General features: G+C 72.3%; 19 protein-coding genes. 9 read left to right on the top strand and 10 right to left on the bottom strand.

Features of this window, described 5'->3' with window-relative positions; all coding sequences use genetic code 11:
• Nucleotides 1–3: 3 nt before the first annotated feature.
• The 8 genes from K1J60_RS01045 to K1J60_RS01080 all read right to left on the bottom strand — a co-directional run bounded on the left by K1J60_RS01045 (nucleotide 4) and on the right by K1J60_RS01080 (nucleotide 8569).
• Nucleotides 4–882 carry a universal stress protein gene (locus K1J60_RS01045; protein WP_220644456.1) on the bottom strand — a complete coding sequence of 293 codons (879 nt, stop codon included), beginning with the start codon at nucleotides 880–882 and terminating at the stop codon, nucleotides 4–6.
• Between the two features lie 5 nt (nucleotides 883–887).
• Nucleotides 888–1910: an alcohol dehydrogenase AdhP gene (gene adhP, locus K1J60_RS01050; RefSeq protein WP_220644457.1), complete on the bottom strand. Its 1023-nt coding sequence runs from the start codon at nucleotides 1908–1910 to the stop codon at nucleotides 888–890.
• A 25-nt stretch (nucleotides 1911–1935) separates the two neighbouring features.
• Complete coding sequence (locus K1J60_RS01055; protein ID WP_220644458.1) at nucleotides 1936–2841, bottom strand: universal stress protein; 906 nt, start codon at nucleotides 2839–2841, stop codon at nucleotides 1936–1938.
• A gap of 190 nt (nucleotides 2842–3031) precedes the next feature.
• The gene (locus K1J60_RS01060) at nucleotides 3032–3661 is read right to left on the bottom strand and encodes a DoxX family membrane protein (RefSeq protein ID WP_220644459.1); all 630 of its coding nucleotides are present in this window, start codon (nucleotides 3659–3661) and stop codon (nucleotides 3032–3034) included.
• Between the two features lie 171 nt (nucleotides 3662–3832).
• On the bottom strand, nucleotides 3833–4567 hold the full coding sequence (gene pflA / locus K1J60_RS01065; protein WP_220644460.1) for a pyruvate formate-lyase-activating protein: 735 nt from the start codon (nucleotides 4565–4567) through the stop codon (nucleotides 3833–3835).
• Between the two features lie 5 nt (nucleotides 4568–4572).
• Entirely contained in the window at nucleotides 4573–6837 is a 2265-nt protein-coding gene (gene pflB / locus K1J60_RS01070; RefSeq protein WP_220644461.1) for a formate C-acetyltransferase, read from the bottom strand.
• Nucleotides 6838–7025: 188 nt separating this feature from the next.
• Nucleotides 7026–7949 (bottom strand): carbamate kinase, encoded by a 924-nt coding sequence (locus K1J60_RS01075; protein WP_220644462.1) that lies wholly within the window; start codon nucleotides 7947–7949, stop codon nucleotides 7026–7028.
• A 350-nt stretch (nucleotides 7950–8299) separates the two neighbouring features.
• On the bottom strand, nucleotides 8300–8569 hold the full coding sequence (locus K1J60_RS01080) for a hypothetical protein (protein ID WP_220644463.1): 270 nt from the start codon (nucleotides 8567–8569) through the stop codon (nucleotides 8300–8302).
• Nucleotides 8570–8765: 196 nt separating this feature from the next.
• Between K1J60_RS01080 and K1J60_RS01085 the strand changes: the two genes are divergently transcribed.
• Both K1J60_RS01085 and K1J60_RS01090 read left to right on the top strand, forming a co-directional pair.
• Complete coding sequence (locus K1J60_RS01085; protein WP_220644464.1) at nucleotides 8766–9230, top strand: cyclic nucleotide-binding domain-containing protein; 465 nt, start codon at nucleotides 8766–8768, stop codon at nucleotides 9228–9230.
• Between the two features lie 41 nt (nucleotides 9231–9271).
• The gene (locus tag K1J60_RS01090) at nucleotides 9272–9955 is read left to right on the top strand and encodes a CBS domain-containing protein (protein WP_220644465.1); all 684 of its coding nucleotides are present in this window, start codon (nucleotides 9272–9274) and stop codon (nucleotides 9953–9955) included.
• A gap of 297 nt (nucleotides 9956–10252) precedes the next feature.
• Here the strand turns inward: K1J60_RS01090 and K1J60_RS01095 are convergent, their stop codons facing one another.
• Nucleotides 10253–11500, bottom strand: coding sequence for an MFS transporter (locus tag K1J60_RS01095; protein ID WP_220644466.1), 1248 nt, complete (start codon nucleotides 11498–11500; stop codon nucleotides 10253–10255).
• 345 nt (nucleotides 11501–11845) lie between these two features.
• On the opposite strand from K1J60_RS01095, the gene K1J60_RS01100 reads away from it, so the two are divergent.
• The 7 genes from K1J60_RS01100 (at nucleotide 11846) to K1J60_RS01130 (ending at nucleotide 22662) form a co-directional block, all read left to right on the top strand.
• The gene (locus tag K1J60_RS01100) at nucleotides 11846–15553 is read left to right on the top strand and encodes a nitrate reductase subunit alpha (RefSeq protein WP_220644467.1); all 3708 of its coding nucleotides are present in this window, start codon (nucleotides 11846–11848) and stop codon (nucleotides 15551–15553) included.
• A gap of 1 nt (nucleotide 15554) precedes the next feature.
• Nucleotides 15555–17108 carry a nitrate reductase subunit beta gene (narH, locus tag K1J60_RS01105; protein WP_220644468.1) on the top strand — a complete coding sequence of 518 codons (1554 nt, stop codon included), beginning with the start codon at nucleotides 15555–15557 and terminating at the stop codon, nucleotides 17106–17108.
• Nucleotides 17105–17890 carry a nitrate reductase molybdenum cofactor assembly chaperone gene (gene narJ / locus K1J60_RS01110; protein ID WP_220644469.1) on the top strand — a complete coding sequence of 262 codons (786 nt, stop codon included), beginning with the start codon at nucleotides 17105–17107 and terminating at the stop codon, nucleotides 17888–17890. The genes narH and narJ overlap by 4 nt, the downstream gene beginning before the upstream one ends.
• Entirely contained in the window at nucleotides 17887–18600 is a 714-nt protein-coding gene (gene narI / locus K1J60_RS01115; RefSeq protein ID WP_220644470.1) for a respiratory nitrate reductase subunit gamma, read from the top strand. Before narJ ends, narI begins: the two co-directional genes overlap by 4 nt.
• A gap of 85 nt (nucleotides 18601–18685) precedes the next feature.
• Nucleotides 18686–19063: a hypothetical protein gene (locus K1J60_RS01120; RefSeq protein ID WP_220644471.1), complete on the top strand. Its 378-nt coding sequence runs from the start codon at nucleotides 18686–18688 to the stop codon at nucleotides 19061–19063.
• A gap of 132 nt (nucleotides 19064–19195) precedes the next feature.
• The gene (locus K1J60_RS01125) at nucleotides 19196–20776 is read left to right on the top strand and encodes an oleate hydratase (RefSeq protein ID WP_220644472.1); all 1581 of its coding nucleotides are present in this window, start codon (nucleotides 19196–19198) and stop codon (nucleotides 20774–20776) included.
• Between the two features lie 65 nt (nucleotides 20777–20841).
• Complete coding sequence (locus K1J60_RS01130) at nucleotides 20842–22662, top strand: serine/threonine-protein kinase (RefSeq protein ID WP_220644473.1); 1821 nt, start codon at nucleotides 20842–20844, stop codon at nucleotides 22660–22662.
• Nucleotides 22663–22748: 86 nt separating this feature from the next.
• On the opposite strand, the gene K1J60_RS01135 is transcribed toward K1J60_RS01130, so the two are convergent.
• Entirely contained in the window at nucleotides 22749–22898 is a 150-nt protein-coding gene (locus K1J60_RS01135; RefSeq protein ID WP_220651995.1) for a hypothetical protein, read from the bottom strand.
• Nucleotides 22899–22902: the final 4 nt, after the last annotated feature.

Raw genomic sequence — 22902 nt, forward strand, 5'->3', positions numbered from 1 at the left:
TGCTCACTCCGGCTCGGGCACGATCACGACCGGGCAGGCGGAGTGGTGCAGCACCCCGTGTGTCACCCGGCCCAGCTGGAGTCCGAAGTGGCGCTGGCGACGCCTGGCTCCCACGACGAGGAGGTCGGCGTCGCGGGAGGCGTCCGACAGGGCGATCCGGGCATGGCCCTCGACGGTACGGCGGCGCAGCCGGACGTCGTCGGGAGCCTTCCGGAGAGCCTCCTCCAGGCCTTCCACGGCCCGTTCCTCGTGCAGCCGCGCCGGCTCCCCGGTGAGCAGCGGATGATCGGTGCTCTCGTGCGCGGGGCACCGCCAGGCCCTGACCGCCTCGACCTCGGCCCCGCGCCGCCGGGCCTCGTCGAAGGCGAACCGCACCGCCGCCGATGACGTCGGGTGCTCACCGACGCCGACGACGATCCGGCCGTGCGTGGTGGGCAGGGCCCGGTTGTCGTGGCTGCCGCGTACGACGACCATCGGGCAGTGCGCGTGCGCGGCCACCGTCAGGCTCACCGAGCCCAGGAGCGCCTCGGTGAGGCTGCTGCGGCCGCGGGTGCCCGTCACCAGCAGGGAGGCGGTGCGGCTCTCCCGCAGCAGGGTGTACTCGGGCTCCTCCGGCACCACCTCGGTGGTGATCTTCACCTCCGGGCGGCGCTGGCCGGCCCGCTGGGCGGCGCTCTCCACGATCACCTCCGCCCGCACCCCTTCGGACGTCCCGCCGACGTCCTCGGCGAGGTGGGCGCCCTCGTACCGCTCCCACAGTGAGGCGTAGACCAGCCGCAGCGGTGTCCCGCGCAGCGCGGCCTCGTCGGCGGCCCAGTCCACGGCCCGCAGGCTCGGCTCGGAGCCGTCCACGCCGACGACGATCGGCAGGTCGTGCGTCATGTCGCTCACCGTCCCGCACCGAGGTCGAACACGATCCGGGCCTTGACCTGGCCGCGCAGCACCTCGTCGATGGAGTCGTTGACGGAGGCCAGCGGGCGGGTCTCGCAGATGACCCTGGTCCGGCCGGCCGCGTGCAGCTGGAAGACCTCGGCGAGGTCCTGCCGGGTGCCCACGATCGAGCCGATCACACTCGTGCCGTTCAGGACGGTGTCGAAGATCGGGACCTGGACGGTGCCGTGGGCGGGCAGGGCGACCATGACGAGTTTGCCGCCACGCCTGAGGCCCGTGTTGACGGCCGCGAAGGCGGCGTCGTTCACGGCGAGGGCGATGGCCGCGTGGGCGCCGCCGTGCCGCTTGAGCACCTCGCCGACGTCCTCCTTGCGGGCGTCGATGAGGATGTCGGCACCGAGTTCGGCGGCCAGTTGGAGCTTCTCGTCGGTGACGTCGATCGCGGCGACGGTCGCTCCGGCGATCTTGGCGTACTGCACGGCGAGGTGGCCGAGGCCTCCGATCCCGGAGATCGCGACCAGTTGCGAGGGCCGTACGTCGGCGACCTTGAGCGCCTTGTACGTGGTCACGCCGGCGCAGGTGAGCGGTGCCGCGTCGACGGCGGTGACGCCGTCCGGCACCGGCTGGGCGAAGTCGGCCCAGGCCAGCATCTTCTCGGCGTACCCGCCGTCGCAGCCGTAGCCGGTGTTGATCTGCTGCTCGCACAGCGTCTCCCAGCCGGACAGGCAGTGCTCGCACCGCCCGCAGGCCCGGCCCAGCCAGGGCACGGCGACACGCTGGCCCGGGCGGAGGTGGGTGACCCCGTCGCCGAGCTTTTCGACCAGGCCGACGCCCTCGTGGCCGGGGACGAACGGCGGGTTCGGCTTGACGGGCCAGTCGCCGTGGGCGGCGTGGATGTCGGTGTGGCACAGTCCGGACGCCTCGACACGGACGCGGACCTGGCCGGGGCCGGGCTCGGGGTCGGGGCGGTCCTCGATGACCAGGGGCTCGCCGAAGGCTCGGACGACCGCTGCCTTCATGGGGTCAACTCCTCGGGTTGTGGCGTCAGTTGTGCGGGACGACGGCGACGGGGGCGGCGCTGTGGTGCAGGACCGCGTGGGCGACGGGGCCGATGTGGGCGCCGAACGGGTTGCGGCGGATCCGGCGGCCCACGACGACCAGGGAGGCCTCGCGGGACGCGTCGACGAGGTGGTTGCCGGGGGTGCCGTAGTGCGACTCCTCGGTGACCTCGACGTTCGGGTGCTTCTCGCGCCACGGGCTCAGGACCTCGGCCAGGGCGGTGGTCTCGCGGCGGGCGAGGGCGCCGTGGAGTTCGAGGTCGACGGAGAGGCCGTACGCGTAGTAGGGGGGCGGGTTCCAGCCGTGCACGACCCGCAGGGAGGTGCCGCGGCGGGCGGCCGCCGCGAAGGCGAACTCGATCAGTTCCTCGTCGGGGCTCTCGACGTCGAGGCCGAGGACGACGGGACGGAACGGTGTCGCCGCGGACGGGATGCCGGCCGGGTCCATCTCGTGCTCGTCGGCGGCCAGTTCCTCGGCGCGGACCAGGACGGTCGGCCGTTCGGCGTGCGCCACGACCGCCAGTCCGACCGAGCCGACCATGAAACCGCCGATGCCGCTCAGCCCGCGGGAGCCCAGGACCAGCAGCTCGGCGTGCTTCGCCTCGTCGACCAGTACCTCGGCGGGGCGACCGGAGACGTGCTCGATGACGACCTCGAGCCCCGGGTGGCGCAGGCGGATGCCCTCGGCGGCCTCGCGGGGGACGCGCTCGGTCCAGTGCTGCTGGGTCTCCGCGCCGAGCAGCGGTGCCTGCGCCATCGGGACCGGGACGGGCTCCCAGACGTGCACCAGCTTCAGCGGCACGCCGAGCAGTTGTGCCTCGCGGGCCGCCCACTCGGCCGCCGAGCGGCTCTCGCGGGAGCCGTCGAGGCCGACGGTGACGGTGCGGTTCATGATCTCCACCTTCGGGGTCGTGGGTACTGATCGGAGGGTTCGAGCGGGGGCGTCCGTGTCCCGGTTAGAGCTTCTTCCGCGGGCCGGTTCCCCGGCAGGGGCCGCAGGTCCCTGGGGAGGGCCGACCGGCCCTGCCCCGCGCGGTCGTGGGGCGGCGGGCCCACCGTCGGGCCCGCCGCCCCTCCCGTGGTCAACGCAGCCAGGGGCTGCGGCGCACCAGCGGGAGGCCGGCCCAGGCCCTGCCGAGGCCGAGGGTGTCTCCGGCGGCCGTGGCGGCGAGAACGACCAGGACGACGGCGTAGACGACGTGGTACTCCGCGAACGGGTTCGTCGACATGCTCGGCGAGCCGTCCGACAGATGCCGGGCGGGCGGCCATTCGGCGACCCACATCAGCGCCATCATCACCGTGCCGGCCACGGCCGTGAGCCGCAGGGCGACCCCGGCGGTGAGGGCGAGCCCGATGCCGAGCAGACCGAGCATGAACAGCCAGTCGGCCCAGGGGTCGCCGGCCCAGGAGTGGAAGGTGGACTCCATCGGCCCGACGGCGACGGAGCCGAGGAAGCCCTTGGTCGGGGAGCCGCCGTCGATCCAGCCCTTGCCGGACTGGGTGGCGTAGCCGAGGCCGAAGGTCTTGTCGAGGAACGCCCACAGGAAGACGAATCCGGTGAGCAGTCGCAGGGAGGCGAGCGAGTAGGCCGCCACCGCGTGCGTGCCGGCCGCTTCCGACAGGGTGGGCTCGGCCGCGGAGGCGGTCCGGGTCCCCCGGAAGGACGGCAGGTGGAGGCCCGGCCTCCGGTGAGGGTGCTCGTGCACGGCCATGATGGTGTTCCCTTCGGGGACGGTCGGGACCTGGTGTGATGCCTCCACTCTCGTCGCGTCCGCCGAGGCGCGCCGGATGCCGAAGGTCTGCGGCTGTGGGGCTGAACGGCCCTGTCTGTGAGGCCTGTTGGGCGACAGCGGCGCGGCGGGGAGCGGGGCGGCACGTGAGGATCAGTAGGCGGACACGCCGTGCGTCCTGAACCGCTCACGGACCCGTTCGGTCAGGTCGGCGTCCGGGCCGGGGGTGTCGCGGAGCGGGAACGGTACGCCGAGGGCCTCGTACTTCGCGGCGCCGAGCTTGTGGAACGGCAGGACGTCCACGCGGTCGACCGCGCCGAGACCGGCCACGAAGCGGGCGAGGCCCTCCACGGACTCCGGCTCGTCCGTCCAGCCGGGCACCAGGACGTATCTGATCCACATCGGGACGCCGAGCCGGTCGAGGCGGGTGGCGAAGTTCAGGGTGGGGCCCAGTTCGCCGCCCGTCAGCCGCCGGTAGGTGGTGACGTCGAAGGACTTGATGTCCAGCAGCACCAGGTCGGTGTCGCCGAGGAGTTCGTCGGTGGCGCGGACGCCGAGGAAGCCGGAGGTGTCGAGGGCGGTGTGCAGTCCCAGTTCCTTGCAGCGGCGCAGGATCTCGCCGGTGAACCCGGACTGGAGGAGGGGTTCGCCGCCCGTGACGGTGACGCCTCCGCCGGCCGTGGTGAGGAAGGCACGGTACTTCTCGATCTCCGCCATCACCTCGTCGACCGTGGTCTCCTTCCCGTCGCGCATGTGCCAGGTGTCGGGGTTGGCGCAGTACAGGCAGCGCAGCGGACAGCCGGCGACGAACAGGACGAACCGGGTCCCGGGACCGTCCACGCCGGTGGACAGGTCCCAGGAGTGGATCCGGCCCCTGGGCGAGGGCATCCGGCTCACGTCGATCCGTGGAAGGTGCGGCTGATGACGTCGAGCTGCTGCTCGCGGGTCAGGCGGACGAAGTTGACGGCGTATCCGGAGACGCGCACGGTCAGGTCGGGGTACTTCTCCGGGTGCTCCATCGCGTCCTGGAGCGTGGCGCGGTCCAACACGTTGACGTTCATGTGGAAGCCGCCCGAGGCCGTGTAGGCGTCGAGGATGCCGACGAGGTGGCCCGCGCGTTCGTCGGGACGGTGGCCGAGTCCCTCCGGGGTGATGGTCGTCGTCAGCGAGATGCCGTCACGCGCCTGCTCGTACGGCAGTTTGGCGACCGACAGGGCCGAGGCGGCCACCCCGTGCAGATCGCGGCCGTTCATGGGGTTGGCGCCGGGGGCGAAGGGCTGTCCGGCGCGGCGGCCGTCGGGGGTGTTGCCGGTGTGCTTGCCGTAGACCACGTTGGAGGTGATGGTGAGCACCGACTGGGTGTGCTCGGCGTCCCGGTAGGTGGGGTGCTCGCGCACCTTCGCCATGAACGACTCGACCAGGCGGACGGCGATGTCGTCGGCGCGGTCGTCGTTGTTGCCGTAGGTCGGGAAGTCGCCCTCGGTGCGGAAGTCGACGGCGAGGCCGGCGGCGTCGCGGAACACCTTCACCCGCGCGTACTTGACGGCCGACAGGCTGTCCACGGCCACCGACAGCCCGGCGATGCCGCAGGCCATGAAGCGGTGCACCGGGTGGTCGTGCAGCGCCATCTCGATGCGCTCGTAGGCGTACTTGTCGTGCATGTAGTGGATGACGTTCAGCGCGTCGACGTACGTCGCGGCCAGCCAGTCCAGGACCCGGTCGTACGCCGCCGACAGCTCCGCGTGGTCCAGGTACTCCCCGGTGAGCGGGGGCGTGGCCGGGGCGACCTGCTCGGAGGTCATCTCGTCCCGGCCGCCGTTGACCGCGTACAGCAGCGCCTTGGCGAGGTTCACCCTGGCCCCGAAGAACTGCATCTGCTTCCCCACGGCCATGGCGGAGACACAGCAGGCGATCGCCGTGTCGTCCCCGGTGCGTGGGCGCATCAGCTCGTCGGACTCGTACTGCACGGCGCTGGTGTCGATGGAGACCTGGGCGCAGAACCGCTTGAAGCCGTCGGGCAGGCTCGGCGACCACAGCACCGTGAGGTTCGGCTCGGGTGCGGGGCCCAGGTTGTACAGCGTCTGCAGGAAGCGGAAGGAGGTGCGGGTGACCAGCGGGCGTCCGTCGGCCCCGATGCCGCCGAGGGACTCCGTCACCCAGGTGGGGTCGCCGGAGAAGAGGGCGTCGTACTCGGGGGTCCGCAGGAAGCGGACGATCCGCAGTTTGATCACGAAGTCGTCGATCAGTTCCTGGGCACGGGTCTCGTCGAGGAGCCCTGCCGTCAGGTCGCGCTGGAGGTAGACGTCGAGGAAGGTCGAGGTGCGGCCCAGGGACATCGCGGCGCCGTTCTGTTCCTTCACGGCGGCGAGGTAGCCGAGGTAGAGCCACTGCACGGCCTCGTGGGCGGTGGTCGCGGGGCGGGAGACGTCGCAGCCGTAGCCGGCGGCCATCCGGGTCAGCTCGCCCAACGCCCTTATCTGCTCGGCGAGTTCCTCCCGGTCCCGGATGACGTCGGCGGTGGAGGGCCGGGCGTCCAGCAGGGCCCGCTCGGCCCTCTTGGCCTCGGTCAGCCGGTCCGTGCCGTACAGCGCCACGCGACGGTAGTCGCCGATGATCCGGCCCCGTCCGTAGGAGTCCGGGAGCCCGGTGATGATGCCCGCCTTGCGGGCGGCCCGCATCTCGGGGGTGTAGGCGTCGAAGACGCCGTCGTTGTGGGTCTTGCGGTAGGTGCCGAAGACCCGGGTGACGAACGGGTCGGGTTCGTAGCCGTAGGCGCGCAGTCCGTTCTCCACCATCCGCAGGCCGCCGTTCGGCATGATCGCGCGCTTGAGCGGCGCGTCCGTCTGCAGACCGACGATCAGTTCGCGCTCGCGGTCGATGTACCCGGGCGCGTGCGAGGTGATCGTCGAGGGGGTCGCGGTGTCGACGTCGAGGATGCCCCTGCTCCGCTCCTCGGGGAACAGCGCGACGATCTTCTCCCAGACGGCGCGGGTACGGTCCGTCGGGCCGCTCAGAAAGTCGGCTTCGCCTTCGTACGGGGTGTAGTTGGCCTGGATGAAGTCACGTACGTCGACCTGCTCGCGCCAGTGTGTCCCGGCGAAGTCCCGCCAGGCGTCGCTCGTTCGGCTGCCCACGGTCGTGGTCGTGGTCGCGGTCATCGCGGGTCCTCTCCTCGGTTCGTCGCACTTGCCTGCACCTCGGATGCTCGTCGTGCGCGCGGCCCGGGGGGAGTGCCGAGCGGCGCACGCGGCAGTGCCGTTGGTCCCCGGTGGGCCGGGGCCGGGGCTCGGAGCCCCGCCCGGCCCGTCGTCGCGTCAGCCCGTCAGCCCGTCAGCCCGTCAGCCCGTCAGCCCGTGGGGAGATCGGGGCGGATCAGTGTCCCCGAGAGGCCGTGGACGATCTCGTAGGCCGCGTCCAGGGCGCCGATGGCGGCCAGCCCACCGGTGCGGCTGACGAACAGTGCGGCGGCCTCGGTCTTGGGCCCCATGGAGCCGGGGGCGAAGCCGCGCCCGCGCAGCTGGTCGGGGGTGGCGTCCAGCAGGGGGCGCTGGTCCGGGGTGCCGTAGCCGTCGTAGACGTAGGGCACGTCGGTGAGGATGAGCAGGAAGTCGGCCTTCAGTTCCTCGGCGAGCAGGGCCGCGGTGAGGTCCTTGTCGACGACCGCCTCGACGCCGGTGAGGGCACCGGTGACACGGTCGGCGGTGACCGGCACGCCACCTCCGCCCCCGCAGACGACCAGGGTGCCGGTGGCGAGGAGTTCGCGGACCGTGTCGGTCTCCAGGACGCGCTCGGGCCTCGGGGAGGGCACGACGCGGCGCATGCCCCCGGTGTCCGGCGCCATGCGCCAGCCGTGGACGCGGGCGAGGCGGTCGGCGACGTCCCGCGGATACACCTGGCCGACGAACTTGGTGGGGCGGTCGAAGGCCGGGGCGTCGGAGCGGACGAGGGTGTGGGTGACCAGGGTGGCGATCCGGCGGCGCGGCATGGCGTTGTGCAGGGCGCGGGCCAGCAGGGATCCGATCATGCCCTGCGTCTGCGCGCCTAGGAGGTGCATCGGGTAGGGCGCGCCCAGCGCGGGGTCGGACTCGCTCTCCGTCGCCAGCAGCCCGATCTGGGGGCCGTTGCCGTGGGTGACGACGATGTCGTGGTCGCGGGCGAGGGCGGCGAGGGCGGTGGCGACCCGGTCGACGTTCGCCTGCTGGACGGCCGCCTCGGGGCGTTCGCCCCGGTGCAGCAGGGCGTTGCCGCCGAGGGCGACGACCATGCGCATGAATCAGTCCTCCAGGGTGGCGACGAGTGCGGCCTTGATGGTGTGCAGCCGTTCTCGGTCGGTTCTCGGTCGGTTCTCGGTCGGTTCTCGGTCGGTTCTCGGTCGGTTCTCGGTCGGTTCTCGGTCGGTTCTCGGTCGGTTCTCGGTCGGTTCTCGGCCTGGTCGAAGACGATCGAGGCGGGTGAGGTGACGTTGTCGTAGGTGACCTCCGGCCCGTCCGGGCCGTGGGCGGAGAGCAGTTGGCACGGTGGACCGCTCGCGCTGCCGGGACGGCGGCCGCGGGCAGGCCCCTCGGGGCCGGCCGCGGTCCCCGCCCCGGCGCCGTGGCCCCGGACGACCGGGCTCGCCCGTCACCGGTGCGCGGGTGTTCGCCGGGGCGGGTGCGGGGTCCGGCCCCGGTGGGCCATGGACGGGTGGTGCCGCGCAGCGTCCGCGGGGGTGTCGGACGGCCGGTCCGCGCTCCCCTCCGCGGGAGAGGTGGGCCGCCGGTCCTGCCGGCGCCGCAGCCGCCGTACGTACAGCGCGTCGAGCACGGTGCTCAACACGAACGTGAGCGTCGCGGACACGGCCAGGAGTACGGCGAACAGCCTCCAGAAGTCGGGAGTCAGTGAGGTACCCACGGTGCTCATCCCCCTAGGTCGGGCGGTTCGTCCCATGCCTCCATGGAACAGCGGGGCCCCGGTCGCCACAGGGTGCCGGAAGGCTCGTCCGCCGTGCCGACCGGCCCGGGTGAGGGACCGGACGGCCCATGGCGGGCGGGGGCGGCGCGGCACAGGCTGGGCATGGCAGTTCCGGTAGACCGCCTGGAGGCACGCCATGATCACCACTCCCACGCCCAGCATGCTGCGGGCGCTGCCCACCGAGCATCGGCAGCGGCTGATGCGCGTCGCCCGTGAGGTGGCGTTCCCGCAGGGGACACGGCTGTTCGAGGAGGGAAGCCGTGCCGACCGTTTCTGGATCCTCCGCACGGGCACGGTGGAGCTCGACATGCGGGTGCCGGGCCGCCGGCCGGCCGTCATCGAGTCGCTGCGGCACAACGAACTCGTCGGCTGGTCCTGGCTGTTCCCCCCGCACGTGTGGCACCTGGGCGCCGAGGCGACGACTCCGGTGCGGGCGTACGAGTTCGACGCCACGGCCGTCCGTCTCATGTGCCAGGAGGACCCGGCCATGGGCCGGGCCGTGGGTCTGTGGGTCGGTGAGGTGCTCGCCCATCGTCTGCAGGCCGCACGGACCCGGCTGCTGGACCTGTACGCCCCCTACGGCGCCGGCAGCGCCCGCTGACCCGTCCGCCCGTACCCGGCGCGGACCTCGAAGGAGTGATCATGCACGGCACACCGCACATCGTCGGCGACGTCATGACCCGTACGGTCGCGACAGTCGGTCGGGGGACGGCCTTCAAGGAGATCGTCCAGCTGATGCGGGACAGGAGGATCAGTGCCGTGCCCGTGATCGAGGAGAACGGCCGGGTGATCGGCATCGTCTCCGAGGCCGACCTGCTGCCCAAGGAGGAGTTCCGTGACAGCGACCCCGACCGGTACACCCAGCTGCGACGGCTGGCCGATCTGGCGAAGGCCGGTGCGGTGACCGCCGAGGAGCTGATGACCTCCCCCGCCCTCACGGTCCGCTCCGGGGTGACGCTCGCCCGGGCGGCCCGCACGATGGCCCGGGCCAAGGTCAAGCGGCTCCCGGTGGTCGACGCCGGCGGGGTGCTGGAGGGCATCGTCAGCCGCGCGGATCTGCTGAAGGTGTTCCTGCGGACCGACGAGGAGATCGCCGAGGAAGTGCGACGCGAGGTCGTCGCCTACCTCTTCCCGTCTCCCGCCTCCGCCGTTCGGGTGAACGTGCGGGACGGTGTCGTACGGCTCGGCGGCCGGGTCCGGGACACCTCGCTGGTGCCGGTGGCGGCCCGGCTGGTCCGTGCCGTGGAGGGTGTGGTGTCCGTCGATTTCGACCTGACACCCCCCGGAACGTCACCGGAGCCGGAGGAGGCCGCCGCGCCTCGGTGAGGTCACCTGCGGGGCCGCTACCGGCCGACGGCGAACGAGCCGGTCGGCCGTGGCGCGCCCGGCGTCCGCGCGCGACGCGCGTCGCGTCGCGTCGGCCCACGCTCGCGTCAGCCGCCCGGACGAGAGGGGCGGCCCCGGCCGCGCCGCGCGCCCTCACCGAGCGACGCCCGTACGGGTGCTCCTGGCGGACGACCACGAGGGCCGTCCGTCGTGGCCTGCCCGACCCCGACATGACACGCCGCTCGCGCCCTCGCCCCCTGACCGGGGGCGAGGGCGCGAGCGGTGCTTCGGTATCGGTCACCGAGGCCGGGCCACCGCCGCACGGCGGGTCAGGGCGGTCCGGACGCCGGTCTCGGTGAAGGTCAGGGCCGCCGCCGCGACGAGGCCCAGCAGGACGAGACCGACGGCGTACGACCCGTAGGCGCCGTACAGCGATCCCATCACCAACGGGGGTACGAACCCGCCGAGCCCACCGGCCGCGCCGACGACACCCGTGACGGAGCCGACCTTGTTCGCGGGAGCCAGCAGGGCCACGAGGGCGAACACCGCCCCGCTGCCCGCGCCCAGCGCGGCCGCCATCGTCAGGAAGGCGATCGTGCCCACGGGTGCGAGGGCCGGGGTGAGCGCCTGGACGGTGGCCCCCGCCAGTACCGCGCCGAGTGCCACGGCCAGGACCCGCACCGGTCCGAGCCGGTCCGACAGCCATCCGCCGATCGGCCGCATCGCCACCGCCAGGAGCACGAAGCCGGCCATCCGGTTCGCCGCGTCGGCCTGGGTGAGGCCGTAGCCGGTCTTGAGGTAGGTGGGCAGGTAGACGGAGAAGGCGACGTAGCCGCCGAACGCCACGGCGTACAGGGCGGACGCCTGCCAGGTGACACCGAGGCGCAGGGTGTCGGCCAGCCGTCGCGAGAGCGGCTCGGTGGGCACCGTGCGGCCGGGGGCGTCGCGCAGGAGCAGCGCGGCCAGGACGGCGTAGGCGACCAGCACGGCCGCGGTGAGCAGGAACGGGTTCGCCATGCCGTGGGCGTCGACCAGCTTCACCGTGGACAGGGCGCTGATCGCGGTGCCGCCCATGCCCATGCCGAAGACACCGATGGCCAGTCCGCGCCGCTCGGGCGGGAACCAGGCGCCGACGAAGGGCACCCCCACGGCGAAAGCCGTGCCGCCGACGCCGAGGAAGAACCCGCCGGCCAGGAGCGCGGCGAGCGAGGAGTGGCCGGCCAGGCCCAGGTAGAGCACGGGCAGGACGGTGGCCGCCGAGACGAGGGGGAACATCACGCGTCCCCCGAACCGGTCGGTCAGCGCGCCGACCGGGACACGCCCGAGCGAGCCGACCACGACGGGGACGGCCACCAGCAGCGACTGCTGGAAGGAGCTGAGTTCCAGGCTGTCCTTGAACCGGGGCCCGAGGGGGCTCAACAGGGCCCAGGCCCAGAAGTTCACGGCGAAGCCGACGGTGGCCAGGGCCAGCATCAGCCATGCCCGGCCGGGTACGGCGTCACCCGCCGCTGCCCCGCTGTCCCGTGTTGTCGACGACTGGACCATGGTGTCCGTCCCTTCCCTCTCACGCGTGTGCGGGCTCGCGGGCTCGCGCTGACGCTGCTGCCACGGACTCCGGGTCCGGGCAGGCCAGAGCCCGCGTCAACTGTCCGCGGGGGCAGATCGGTTGGGCATGGGCCATCAGTCCCTCCCGGCGGCCGGACGGTCCCGGAGCCGGGGCCGGCGGCACCGGAGCCGGGGCCGGGGCCGACACCCCGGCAGCGGTGATGTCCGGTCCGGCGCAGGGCCGTTCGGCCCTGTCGGAGCGGTCCCCGATGGGGCCGGACGGGCATCCGGCAGGGACCGCCGACCCCGGGTGCGCCGGGGCCCGCCCCGCCTAGCGTCCTGGCCATGGACGACGAGCAGAACGCAGGGCGCCGGGTGCCACGCGGCGGCGAGGGATGGCCGCTCGCGGCGCGGAGGTTGCTCACCCGCCGTGAGGTGTCGGCCGACGGCCGTGCCGTCTTCGGCGAGGCCGACCCCCGCTGGGAGGGCTTCTACCGGGACCGCTGGGCCCACGACAGGGTGGTGCGCTCGACGCACGGGGTGAACTGCACCGGTTCCTGCTCGTGGATGGTGTACGTCAAGGACGGCATCATCACCTGGGAGCACCAGGCCACCGACTACCCGTCGATCGGCGCGGACTGCCCCGAGTACGAGCCGCGGGGGTGTCCCCGGGGAGCCTCGTTCTCCTGGTACACGTACTCCCCCAGCCGCGTCCGGTACCCGTATGTGCGCGGGGAGTTGCTGAAGCTGTGGCGCGAGTCCCGGCGGCGGCTCGGCGACCCGGTGGCGGCGTGGGCCGAGATCACCGGCGACCCGGCCAAGGCCCGCGCCTACAAGCGGGCGCGCGGCAAGGGCGGCCTGGTACGCGCCGACTGGGACGAGGTGAGCGAGCTGATCGCCGCCGCCCACGTCCACACCGTCAAGACGTACGGGCCCGACCGTGTCGCCGGCTTCTCCCCCATCCCCGCGATGTCCATGGCGTCCTTCGCCGCCGGTGCCCGCTTCATGTCACTCATCGGCGGCACGCTGCTGTCCTTCTACGACTGGTACGCGGACCTGCCGATCGCCTCCCCGCAGGTCTTCGGCGACCAGACCGACGTACCGGAGGCGGCCGACTGGTGGAACGCGGGCTATCTGATCATGTGGGGCTCCAACATCCCCGTCACCCGCACCCCGGACGCGCACTTCCTCACCGAGACCCGCTACAACGGCACCAAGGTCGTCGCGGTCAGCCCGGACTACGCCGACAACGTCAAGCACGCCGACGAGTGGCTGGCCCCGCACCCGGGCACGGACGGCGCGCTGGCGATGGCCATGGGGCACGTGATCCTGCGCGAGTTCCTGGTGGACCGTGAAGTGCCCTACTTCCGGGACTACTTGAGGGCGTACACGGACGCCCCGTTCCTGGTGACCCTGCGCGAGCACGACCAGCACGGTCTGGTCCCGGACGGGTTCCTGACCGCCGCCGACCTCGGCGGCGACGAGCGGACCGAAGAGAACGCGGAGTTCAAGACCGTCCTCCTGGACCGGGCCACCGGCGAACCGGTGGTCCCCGGCGGCTCGCTCGGCTTCCGGTGGGGGGAGGCCGGGCGAGGCCGCTGGAATCTCGACCTGGGCGATGTGGTGCCCGAGCTGAGTCTGCTCGAACGGGCCGAGGAGACGGCCGAGATCACCCTGCCCCGCTTCGACGAGGGCCCGACGGAGGGCGGCTCGACGATGGTGCGCGGGATCCCGGTGCGCCGGATCGGCGGGCGCCTGGTCACCACGGTCTTCGACCTGATGCTGGCGCAGTACGGCGTGGAGCGGCCGGGGCTGCCGGGCAGCTGGCCGTCGTCGTACGAGGACGCGGCACAGCCGTACACCCCCGCCTGGCAGGAGACCATCACCTCCGTGCCCGCCGAGCAGGCCGCCCGGATCGCCCGGGAGTTCGCCCGCAACGCGGAGCGGACCGAGGGCCGTTCGATGATCGCTCTCGGCGCCGGCACCAACCACTGGTTCCACTCCGACACCATCTACCGGGCCTTCCTCGCCCTGGTCACGATGACCGGCTGCCAGGGCGTCAACGGCGGCGGCTGGGCGCACTACGTGGGCCAGGAGAAGATCCGACCGATCACCGGCCTGCAGCATCTGGCCTTCGCCTTCGACTGGCAGCGGCCCACCCGGCACATGGCCGGCACCTCGTACTGGTACCTCAACACCGACCAGTGGCGCTACGAGGCCTTCGGGCCCGACGAGTTGGCGTCCCCGCTGGGCGAGGGACGCTTCACCGGCCGTGCGACCGCCGACTGTCTGGCCCAGGCGATCCGTATGGGCTGGACGCCGGGTCACCCCGGGTTCGACCGCAACCCGCTCGACCTCACCGACGAGGCCGCCGCCGCGGGCCGCCCGGTAGCCGAGCACATCGTCGACGAGCTGAGGTCCGGGCGGCTGCGGTTCGCCGCCGAGGACCCGGACGACCCGGCCAACTTCCCGCGCGTGCTGACGGTGTGGCGGGCCAATCTGCTCGGTTCCTCCGGGAAGGGCAACGAGTACTTCCTGCGCCACCTCCTGGGGACGGACGCGGCGGTCCGCTCCGAGGAGACCCCGCCCGAGGGACGCCCGCAGGACGTGGTGTGGCGGGAGGAGGCCCCCGAGGGCAAACTCGACCTGCTGGTGACGATGGACTTCCGGATGACCTCCACCGGGCTGCTCGCCGATGTGGTCCTGCCGGCGGCCACCTGGTACGAGAAGGACGACCTGTCCAGCACGGACATGCACCCCTTCGTGCACGCCTTCACCCCGGCCATCGCCCCGCCCTGGCAGGCCCGCACCGACTACGACACCTTCCTGACGATCGCCGACCGCTTCAGCGAGCTGGCCGCCGAACACCTCGGCACCCGCACCGACGTCCTCGCCGTGCCGCTGCTGCACGACACTCCCGACGAACTCGCCCAGCCCGGCGGGGTCGTCCGGGACTGGAAGGCCGGCGAGTGCGAACCGGTCCCCGGCAAGACCATGCCGAAGCTGGTCGCGATCGAGCGCGACTACCCCGCCGTGGCCCAGAAGATGCGTGCCGTCGGCCCGCTGCTGGACACCCTGGGCACCACGACGAAGGGCGTCACCGTCCACCCGGACCAGGAGGTGGCCGGGCTGGGGCGCCTCAACGGCACCGCGCCGGACGGTCCGGGCGCCGGGCGGCCCTCACTGGCCACCGCCACCCACATGTGCGAGGCGATCCTCGCCCTGTCCGGCACCACCAACGGCCGCCTGGCCACGGAGGGCTTCCGGCAGCTCCAGGAACGCACCGGCAGCGACGGTCTGGTGGAGCTGTCCGCCGAGCGCGAGGCGGAACGCATCACCTTCGCCGACACCCGCACCCAGCCCCGCGCGGTACTGACGTCGTACGAGTGGTCGGGCAGCGAGACGGGCGGGCGCCGCTACTCCCCGTTCGTCATCAACGTCGAGCACAAGAAGCCCTGGCACACCCTCACCGGCCGTCAGCACTTCTTCGTCCAGCACGACTGGATCGCCGAGATGGGTGAGCAACTGCCCGTCTACCGCCCGCCGTTGAACACCCGCAGGCACTACGGCAACGAGGAACTCGGCGGCGACCGGGCCGAGGTGACGGTCCGCTACCTCACCCCGCACTCCAAGTGGTCCATCCACTCCGAGTACCAGGACAACGCGTTCATGCTCGCCCTGTCCCGCGGCGGCCCGGTGATCTGGATGTCCACCGCCGACGCCGAGAAGATCGGCGTGAAGGACAACGAGTGGATCGAGGCGTACAACCGCAACGGTGTCGTCGCCGCCCGGGCCGTGGTCACCCACCGTATGCCGGAGGGCACGGTGTACATGTACCACGCCAAGGACCGCACGGTGAACGTCCCGAAGACCGAGGTCAGCGGCAGGCGCGGCGGCATCCACAACTCCCTGACCCGGCTCCTGGTCAAGCCCACGCATCTCGCGGGCGGCTACGCCCAGTTCACCTACGCCTTCAACTACTACGGCCCGACCGGCAACCAGCGCGACGAGGTCACGGTCATCCGCCGACGCTCGCAGGAAGTGGAGTACTGACATGCCCCGTGGCGAAGCCACCGTCGGACGCGTCATGGCCCAGGTCGCGATGGTGATGAACCTCGACAAGTGCATCGGCTGCCACACCTGCTCGGTCACCTGCAAGCAGACCTGGAGCAACCGGACGGGCGTCGAGTACGCCTGGTTCAACAACGTCGAGACCAAGCCCGGCATCGGCTACCCGCGCCGCTACGAGGACCAGGAACGGTGGAAGGGCGGCTGGATGCTCGACCGGCGCGGACGGCTGGTCCTGCGCTCCGGCGGACGCGTGAAGCGGCTGCTGTCACTGTTCTCCAACCCCGACCTGCCCTCCGTCGAGGACTACTACGAGCCCGTCACCTACGACTACGACAACCTGGTCAGTGCCCCGGCCGGCCCGGACATGCCGGTCGCCCGCCCCCGCTCGGTCCTCACCGGCAAGCCGACCGCCGTCACCTGGGGCGCCAACTGGGAGGACGGCCTGGGCGGCGCACCCGAGCACGCGGGCGGCGACCCGAACCTCACCGGCGAGTGGGCGGAGAAGGTGCGGTTCGAGTTCGAGCAGACCTTCCTCTTCCACCTGCCCCGGCTGTGCGAACACTGCCTCAACCCGGCCTGTGTGTCGGCCTGTCCGTCCGGTGCCCTGTACAAGCGGGTCGAGGACGGCATCGTCCTCGTCGACCAGGACCGCTGCCGGGGCTGGCGGATGTGCGTGACGGCGTGCCCGTACAAGAAGGTGTACGTCAACCACGCCACCGGCAAGGCCGAGAAGTGCACCTTCTGCTTCCCGCGCGTCGAGGCCGGCCAGCCCACCGTCTGCTCCGAGACCTGCGTCGGCCGACTGCGGTACCTCGGCCTGCTCCTCTACGACGCCGACCGGGTCGGTGAGGCCGCCGCCACTCCCGACGAGCAGGACCTCCTGGACGCCCAGCGGGGTGTGTTCCTCGACCCGCGCGACCCCGACGTCATCGCCGCCGCACGGAAGTCGGGCATCCCCGAGGACTGGCTGGAGGCGGCGCGCCGCTCCCCGGTGTACGACCTGGTGAAGCGCTACGAGGTGGCCCTGCCGCTGCACCCGGAGTACCGCACCCTGCCCATGGTCTGGTACATCCCCCCGCTCTCCCCGGTCCTCGACGCCGTCGACGCGGCCGGCGGCGACCAGGACGACCCCGACCATGTCTTCGCCGCCGTCACCCGCTTGCGCATCCCGCTGGAGTATCTGGCGGAGCTGTTCACCGCCGGGGACACCGGGGCCGTCGCCGGGGTGCTGATGAAACTCACCGCGCTGCGCTCGTACATGCGTGCACGCACCCTCGGCGAGGACGGCGACGGGGCCGTGCTCGACGCCGTCGGCCTCACCGGGCGCGAGGCGGAGGACCTGCACCGGCTGCTCGCCGTCGCGAAGTACGCCGACCGGTACGTCGTCCCCGCCGCCCACAAGGAGGACGCCGCCGCGCTCGGCGCGGTGGAGAACCGTTGCCCGGTCGAGGCCCCCGACGGCGAACGGTCCGGCCGCCGTGTGCTGCTCGGCCTGCCCACCCTGCGCCGCGACACCACCACCGGAGGCCGCCCGTGAGCCCGCTGCCGGCGACGATCCCCGCCATCGTCCGCACCCGCGTCCGGGCCGCCGTGCGCCGCCCTTCCCGTCCCGGCCGCGAGGAGGCCGAGGCCCTCCCCCTGCTGCTGCGGCTGTGCTCCCTGCTGCTCCAGTACCCGGACGCCGAACTCATGGACGCGCGGTCCGAGTTGACGGCGGCGGTGGCGGCACTGCCGCCCTCTCCCGCCGCCGCGCACCTGACCGTGTTCACCACCTGGTTCGCCGCCCAGGGGCCGGACGGGCCGCAGCGCCACTACGTGGAGATGTTCGACCTGCGCCGCAAGAGCAGCCTGTACCTGACCTACTACCTGCACGGCGACACCCGCCGCCGGGGCATGGCCCTGCTCACCCTGAACCAGCGGTACCGGGGGGCCGGCTGGGACGCCGACACCGGCGAACTGCCCGACCACCTCCCCGTGGTGCTGGAGTTCGCCGCCCTCGCCGGGCCCCGGACGGGCCAGGCGCCGCTACGACAGCACCGGCGAGGCCTGGAGCTCATCCACCACGCCCTGACCGACGCCGACTCCCCGTACCGACACGTCCTCGCCGCCCTGCTCACCCTGCTGCCGCCGCCCACCGAGGCCGATCTGAGGGCGGTCGCCGAGCTGGCCGCGCAGGGACCGCCCGACGAGGACGTCGGCCTCGACCCCTACGGGACGTACGGGGCAGGCGAGTTCGCGCCGCCCGGCGCCTTCGTGCCGCCCGAGCAGGCACCACCCACCCTCATGCCGCCTCTCTCGTCCCCGGAAGGCCCCCGATGAACACCCCGGACACGACCCTGGCCACATCGAGCGGAGCCGAGCTCCTCCTGTGGGTGGCCGTCCCGTACGTCTGCCTCGCCGTGTTCGTCGTCGGGCATGTCTGGCGCTACCGCCACGACCAGTTCGGCTGGACCACCCACACCAGTCAGCTCCTCGAACACCGCTGGCTGCGCTGGGGCAGCCCGCTGTTCCACCTGGGCACCTTCATGGTCGTCGCGGGCCACGTGGTGGGCCTCGCGGTACCGGCGTCCTGGACGGAGGGCGCCGGGATCTCCGAGCACGCCTACCACACCACCGCCGTCTGGGCGGGCTCGGTGGCGGGTGCGGCCATGGTCGTCGGACTCGGCATGCTGTGCGCCCGGCGTCTGCTGACCCGCAGGATCCGCCTCACCACCGATCGCAGCGACAAGCTTCTCTTCCCGTTGTTGTCCGCCACCGTCCTGCTCGGCATCACCGCCACCGCCGCCCACAACGTGTTCGGCGCCGGCTACGACTACCGCTCCACCGTCTCCGTGTGGTTCCGGGGCCTGTTCACCCTCCAGCCCCAGCCGGAGGCGATCGCCGGGGCACCCTTGCTGTTCCAACTGCACGCCCTCACCGCCTGCCTCCTCTTCGCCGTCTGGCCGTTCACCCGACTCGTGCACGTCTGGAGCGCGCCGGTCGGCTACCTCGTCCGCCCGTACCTGGTCTACCGCGGGCGCACGGCCTGAGCCGACGTCCCACCGCACCGGCCGCGGCGATCCGTCCTCCCCTTCAAGCCACCGGTCCCGTTGTGTTCGAGAAAGGAAACGTCACATGACCCGCGACATCGCACCAGCCGCCCCCGAGGTCGTCCTGCGGCACGAGGGCGCCGTGGACGAGGAGACGCTGGCGTACGCCCGCACGAAGATCGACGCCGTCGTCTCCCGGCCGGGGCTGCCGGACGTCACCGGTGAGGTGCGCATCGTCCGCGTGGCCGCCGGTCACGCCGGCCGTCCGTGGTCGGCCACCGCCGATCTGCGCGTCGGGCGCCGCCAGGTCGTGGTCCTCGCGGAGGAAGCCACCGCCACGGAGGTCGTCGACGAGCTCCAGGACCGGCTGCGTCGGCAGACCGACAGGGCCGCCCACCTCCGGGACCGCGACCGCCGCACCGGCACTCCACCGTGGCGCGGCGGAGCCGACTCGGGGGAGTGACGCCCCTGCACACGGCCAGGTAGGGCCGTACGGCCCCGGCCGATGACCAACGGCCCACCGACGGCGCCCCGTGGCCCGGGCCATCGTGGGACGCGCGGCCCCGGCCACGGGGCGAGGACGAGGAGTTGTGTGATGGCGAAGGCATATCTCGTGGGCGGTGGCATCGCGGGGCTCGCGGCGGCGGCGTTCCTGATCCGCGAGGGCGGTTTCGACGGGGCGGACATCCAGCTCTTCGAGGGGCAGCGTTCCCTCGGGGGCAGTCTCGACGCGGGTGGCACCCCCGACGCCGGCTACACCATGCGGGGCGGGCGGATGTTCGAGGCCGAGTTCCGCTGCACCTACGACCTGCTGTCCACCATCCCCTCGACGGACGACCCGTCGGTGTCGGTCACCCAGGAGATCCTGGCCGGCCACGAGGACTTCGCCTGGGACGACATCGCCCGGCTCGTCGACGGCGACGGCAAGATCGTCGACACGACGTCCATGGGCTTCTCCGAGCGGGACCGGTGGGAACTGGTGCGGTGCGCGGCCACCCCCGAGAGACACCTGGACGGCAAGCGGATCACGGACTGCTTCGGCCCGCACTTCTTCACCACCGCTTTCTGGTTCATGTGGTGCACCACGTTCGCCTTCCAGCCCTGGCACAGCGCCGTCGAGTTCCACCGCCATCTCAGACGTTTCCTCCATCTGCTCCCGGAGTTCGGCTCCATGTCGGGCATCCACCGCACGCGGTACAACCAGTACGACTCGATCGTGCGCCCCCTGACGGCCTGGCTGCGCGAGCGAGGGGTCGTCATCCGCACCGGATGCCGAGTCACCGACCTCGGATTCACCCCCGGGACCAGGAGCGGAACGGTGAACAGCATCCACCTCTCCCGGAGCGGCCACGACGAGAGGATCGACATCGCTCCCGAGGACCTGGTCCTGGTCACCAACGGCTCCATGACCGACGCGTCCAGTGTCGGATCGCACTTCACCGCTCCCCCGCCGCCCCCGCACCGCTCGGACGCCTGGCTGCTCTGGCACCGGCTGGCCCGCGGACGCGAGGACTTCGGTGACCCGACCGCCTTCGACAAGCGTGTCAAGGAGTCCCGCGGGGTGTCGTTCACGGTCACCGCCGACGACCCCGTCTTCCTCGACGCACTCGCGGAGTTCAGCGGTCGCGAGACCGGCCGGGGCGGCATGATGACCTTCACCGACTCCCCCTGGCTGCTCACCGTCGTGGCCGATCGTCAGCCGGTCTACCGCGACCAGCCGGACGGCGTATCCGTCTGGTGGGGCTACGGCCTCTTCCCCGGGCGCTCCGGCAACCACACACCCAAGCCGATGACCATGTGCTCGGGCCGGGAGATCCTCGAAGAGGTCCTCCACCATCTGCCCTTCGACGAGGGGACCACCACCCGCGTCCTGAAGTCCTCCACCGTCGTGCCCTGTCTGATGCCCTACCGCACCAGCCAGTTCCTGGTACGCCGGCACGGCGACCGGCCGGAGGTCGTGCCGGAGGGATCGGTCAACCTCGCCTTCATCGGGCAGTTCGCCGAACTGCCCGACGACGTCGTCCTCACCGTCGAGTACTCGGTGCGCACGGCGTGGACGGCGGTGTCCCGGCTCCTCCACCTCGACAGGCGGCCGCCGACGGTCCACAAGGGCCACCACGACCCGCACGTCCTGGCCGCCGCCCTGGAGACGCTGCACCGTCGGCCCGCCGGCTGACCCGCACCGGCTCCCGGTCCACGGGGCGGCGAAAGCTGTCGGTTGCGGCCACTATGCTCCCGCCCATGAACGAGGACGACAGAGGCCCCGCAAGACGAGTCGTCGACGGGCGCTTCGAGTTGGAGACCCGCCTCGGCGGGGGTGGGATGGGGACCGTCTGGCGGGCCAGGGACCTGGTGCTGCACAGGCTCGTGGCCGTCAAGGAGGTCCGCCCGCCCGACCGGGACCTCTCCGAGTACGACCCCGAGGGCGCGCGGACGCTGCGGGAGCGGGTGCTGCGCGAGGCCAGGGCGCTGGCCCGCATCGACCATCCGAACGTCGTCACCATCCACCACATCGTCGACGGCGGCGACGGCACCTACCCGTGGATCGTGATGGAACTGGTCAGCGGTGGCTCGCTGGCCGACCGGCTGGCCGAGGGCCCGATGCCGCCGGCCGAGGCCGCACGGCTCGGCCGGCAGGTGCTGGGCGCGCTGACGGCCGCGCACGACGCCGGTATCCAGCACCGGGACGTCAAGCCGGCCAATGTCCTGCTGCGCCCCGACGGACGTCCCGTCCTCACCGACTTCGGTATCGCGGCGATCCGGGAGACGAGCGGTCTCACCGCCACCGGCTCCGTCATCGGGACGCCCGACTTCATGGCCCCGGAGCGCATATCGGGGCACGAGGGCGGGTCCGCCTCCGACCTGTGGTCGCTGGCGATGATGCTGTACGCCGCCGTGGAGGGCCACCACCCGCTGCGCCGGGGCTCCACCCTGGCGACCCTCGCCGCGGTCCTCAACGACGACGTGGCGCCCCCGGTGCGCGCCGGTGCCCTGGGCGACGTCCTGATGAGCGTGCTCGTGCGGGATCCGTCGGCACGGCCGTCGGCGGCCGAACTGGACCTTCGACTCGCCGAGGTCGAATCGGGGCCGACGACCGCGGCCGTGTGGGACGAGCCCACGTCGTATCCGTTGAACCCGCCGACGCCCGCCACCGGGGTCGGCCCGGGCGCTCCCGGTACGACGCGTGTCACCGCCGCGGGATTCGGTCCGCCTCCCTTCCAGTCACCTCCCTTCCAGTCACCTCCCTCCCAGTCAACGCCCGTCCAGCCACCGCCTGTCCACGCGCCGCCGGGCCACCCACCGCTGGTCCAGTCGCTGCCGGGCGCGGGTCCGTACCAGCCGACGACCGCGCCCGTGAAGGACGTACGGCGACGTGGGCCGCGCCTCGCCGTTCCGCTGAGCGTGTCGGGAGTGTCGCTCGCCGGCGTCCTGGTCCTGCTGTGGTGGCTGCTGCCCCTGGACGACGCCCGCGACACGAACGCGACTGTCCCGCCGGCCACGTCGACCTCGGCCTCCTCCTCGAAGTCGAAGTCGACCGCCTCACCGACCGGCGACGCCTCACCGTCCGACGACCCGGCGACGCAGCAGCCGCAGGACGCGGAGACCGGCGACATGCTGACCCCGGACGGCATCCGCACGGCGATCAAGGCGTTCGAGGAGGAGACCGGCCGCGACAGGTACGGGGACTTCTCGGTCTACCCGGACTACGTGTCGGCCCAGCTCATGGTCGAGGGCAGTGACACCAAGTACGACACCTACAGCTACCGTCCGGGGCAGGGCGTGGAGAAGGGCATCATCAAGGGCACCCTCGCGGGCGGTGAACAGCCCGTCAGTCTCGACGACTTCGACTGGGACAAGGTTCCCGCACTCCTGAAGCAGGCGGAGAAGAAGCTCAACGTCCCCGACCCGGAGAACCGTTATCTGCTGGTCAGGCAGCCCAACGACATCTTCGACACACCGGCCGGCATGGCCGTCTACCTGAGCGACGAGTACAACCAGTCCGGGTACCTGGAGGCCGACACCAAGGGCAAGGTGACCCGCGTGTACCCCGCGGCGGACTGACATGACCCCGGGCGCGTGGGGAGCGGCGGTCTCCCCCGCCCCCCACGCCCCCGGGTGCCGTGCTTCCGGCGGACCGGTCCGCCCCGTCAGTCGCGCTTCGGCATGGGCGCGTCCTCGGCTTCCCTCATCCGCTCGGGTGTCCAGTGGTCCCGGACCTGCTCCGGGTCCTGCCGGACGTCATGGGCCGTGGTACCCGGGTCCGGCCGCGGCTCGGATTCCAGCCCCCTACGACGCACAGGC

Origin of the sequence: Streptomyces akebiae (genome assembly GCF_019599145.1) — a bacterium.
Lineage (GTDB): Bacteria > Actinomycetota > Actinomycetes > Streptomycetales > Streptomycetaceae > Streptomyces > Streptomyces akebiae.

What these genes read in the sequence shown, in the direction of transcription:
- K1J60_RS01045 (WP_220644456.1), bottom strand. Translation starts at nt 882, where the DNA reads ATGACGCACGACCTGCCGATCGTCGTCGGCGTGGACGGCTCCGAGCCG.
- adhP (WP_220644457.1), bottom strand. Translation starts at nt 1,910, where the DNA reads ATGAAGGCAGCGGTCGTCCGAGCCTTCGGCGAGCCCCTGGTCATCGAG.
- K1J60_RS01055 (WP_220644458.1), bottom strand. Translation starts at nt 2,841, where the DNA reads ATGAACCGCACCGTCACCGTCGGCCTCGACGGCTCCCGCGAGAGCCGC.
- K1J60_RS01060 (WP_220644459.1), bottom strand. Translation starts at nt 3,661, where the DNA reads ATGGCCGTGCACGAGCACCCTCACCGGAGGCCGGGCCTCCACCTGCCG.
- pflA (WP_220644460.1), bottom strand. Translation starts at nt 4,567, where the DNA reads ATGCCCTCGCCCAGGGGCCGGATCCACTCCTGGGACCTGTCCACCGGC.
- pflB (WP_220644461.1), bottom strand. Translation starts at nt 6,837, where the DNA reads ATGACCGCGACCACGACCACGACCGTGGGCAGCCGAACGAGCGACGCC.
- K1J60_RS01075 (WP_220644462.1), bottom strand. Translation starts at nt 7,949, where the DNA reads ATGCGCATGGTCGTCGCCCTCGGCGGCAACGCCCTGCTGCACCGGGGC.
- K1J60_RS01085 (WP_220644464.1), top strand. Translation starts at nt 8,766, where the DNA reads ATGATCACCACTCCCACGCCCAGCATGCTGCGGGCGCTGCCCACCGAG.
- K1J60_RS01090 (WP_220644465.1), top strand. Translation starts at nt 9,272, where the DNA reads ATGCACGGCACACCGCACATCGTCGGCGACGTCATGACCCGTACGGTC.
- K1J60_RS01095 (WP_220644466.1), bottom strand. Translation starts at nt 11,500, where the DNA reads ATGGTCCAGTCGTCGACAACACGGGACAGCGGGGCAGCGGCGGGTGAC.
- K1J60_RS01100 (WP_220644467.1), top strand. Translation starts at nt 11,846, where the DNA reads ATGGACGACGAGCAGAACGCAGGGCGCCGGGTGCCACGCGGCGGCGAG.
- narH (WP_220644468.1), top strand. Translation starts at nt 15,555, where the DNA reads ATGCCCCGTGGCGAAGCCACCGTCGGACGCGTCATGGCCCAGGTCGCG.
- narI (WP_220644470.1), top strand. Translation starts at nt 17,887, where the DNA reads ATGAACACCCCGGACACGACCCTGGCCACATCGAGCGGAGCCGAGCTC.
- K1J60_RS01120 (WP_220644471.1), top strand. Translation starts at nt 18,686, where the DNA reads ATGACCCGCGACATCGCACCAGCCGCCCCCGAGGTCGTCCTGCGGCAC.
- K1J60_RS01125 (WP_220644472.1), top strand. Translation starts at nt 19,196, where the DNA reads ATGGCGAAGGCATATCTCGTGGGCGGTGGCATCGCGGGGCTCGCGGCG.
- K1J60_RS01130 (WP_220644473.1), top strand. Translation starts at nt 20,842, where the DNA reads ATGAACGAGGACGACAGAGGCCCCGCAAGACGAGTCGTCGACGGGCGC.